Raw genomic sequence first — 1,484 nt, forward strand, 5'->3', positions numbered from 1 at the left:
GTCTCGGCCGTGGCGGTGCCGCCCGCGCCGGTGTCGACCCCGCCGACGGGCAGTGAGCCGTCGCGTCCCGGCGCGACCGCCCGTTCGCAGCGCAGCCGCTGCTGCTCCGGCGACACCGCGGGGTCCTCGACCGCGCAGGCGGCTGTTCGCGACGGAACAGGCACCGCGGACGGCACGGGCCCTGGCACGGCGCCCGCCGGCGTTTCCGCCGGAACCGGTGCGGGCGCTGCGGGCACCCCTGGAGGGGTCGCGGCAGGTGGCGCCGGGGCGGGAGCCGACGTGGTCGCCGCGGCGGCGGACGTCGACGTCGCGATGCCGGCGCCCAGCAGGGTGAGCGCCAGCCCTGCGATGCCCACCAGCTTTCGGGTACGCGGCAGGTTCTGGGTGGATGCCATCGTCGAACCTCGGTTCGGTCATGCCGCGGCCACTCCGCGGCGGCGCAGAGTGACACTCGTCGCCGAGCGTGGGTGTGCCATGAAACGGAGATGAGAGCTCTCTCATCGCCAGGCCACGGCGGCGTGCAGGGGCGGTGGCCGGCAATGCCTGGCCGACCACTTCTGGCGGGTGGGGCCCGGTCCCGCCGGCGGCGGTGTCACGTCCCGTCCTAGCCTTGCTGTCCATGAGGCGCTTCCGGCGGGACCAGCGGGATCAACCGGAACGTCGGGCCGCGCGCGGGCGGCACCCCCGCCGCCGTACGGACAGTCGACGCCGGCCCGGGCGCCCCTGGCTGGTGCTGCTGCCCGGGGCCGTGTTGTCCCTGGTCGTCGTGAGTGCGCTCGTGGCCCCCGGGTTCGGCGTGGTCGTCACCGGCCGCGGCCAGCCACGGCCGCCGGACCTCGGCGGTCCCATCCTCGTGCCGACGGTGACGACGACCGCGACCCCGGTTCCCAGCCCGACGACTGAGGAGCCGGCGCCAACAGGGGTGCCGACCGGAGTGTCGGCCGAGCAGACGCGGCAGCGGTACCTGCGGGAACTGGCTACTCGCATGTCCGGACAGGAGACACCGCAGCGGCTCGCCATCCGGCCGGACGACGCGCCTGCGGTGACGTACCGCCCGTTGCCGGCCGCCACCACGGATCCCAGTGCGGCACCCGCACCCGTGCTGTCGGAACCCGGAGTGACCCTGGTGCCCAGCGCACCGCCACGCGCACCGGGGCGCGCACTGCCCGCCGCAACACCGTGATGCCGGGTGCCCCGGCTCTCTCGCCATCCCTGACGGCGCCCTGTTCGGCGCCACCCCGGTCGTCGCTGCGGAACGGCCGGTAAAGATGAGAACCTTCTCATCCCGGTCTCACCAATCCTGTGGGACTTCCCCGCCAGGCTGGCGGTTGTGCCGGTTCCGGAAAGGTCGAGGAGGCACGCGGACGGCCTGGCGATGAGGCTGACCACCGGGCGCCCGGCGCCACAAAGGCTGGCACCAGAACGGCTTGTACTGAAACGGCCGGCACTGCGACGGCTGGCGCTGCGACGGCTGGTACCCAGGT

At 74.3% G+C, this 1,484-nt stretch carries 1 protein-coding gene; it reads right to left on the reverse strand.

Features of this window, described 5'->3' with window-relative positions:
- The coding region (locus tag FDN03_RS15995; RefSeq protein ID WP_212743935.1) for a hypothetical protein at positions 1-395 on the reverse strand (395 nt) is incomplete at its 3' end.
- Between the last annotated feature and the right edge of the window lie 1,089 nt (positions 396-1,484).

Source organism: Glutamicibacter sp. V16R2B1 (assembly GCF_005774635.1).
GTDB classification, from domain to species: Bacteria; Actinomycetota; Actinomycetes; order Actinomycetales; family Micrococcaceae; genus Glutamicibacter; species Glutamicibacter creatinolyticus.